At 36.9% G+C, this 203-nt stretch carries 1 pseudogene; it reads right to left on the bottom strand.

Going from position 1 to position 203, the window contains the following annotated elements:
- Positions 1 to 203, bottom strand: a pseudogene (locus Q0842_RS16365) (ABC transporter permease); the annotation flags it as partial.

The following is a 203-nucleotide window of genomic DNA, read 5'->3' as shown; positions in this document are numbered from 1 at the left end:
ATAAAAGCTGAATTATTGGTATTGTTGCTTGTTCCATTATTATCTGTTAAGCTTGTGGCTCCTGTGGATCCTACTGGTGATGACCAATAGTTATACCAATATGGATTTGATGTACCTTCTTGTCTACGTAATATTTTACCCGCTGATGAGGTCACTAAATCACTCGTGGTGGTTTGTATTAACTGAGAATCACCTTCTAAATC

The organism is uncultured Algibacter sp. (assembly GCF_947495675.1).
GTDB lineage: Bacteria > Bacteroidota > Bacteroidia > Flavobacteriales > Flavobacteriaceae > Algibacter_B.
This window is presented reverse-complemented; position numbering and strand designations above follow the sequence as displayed.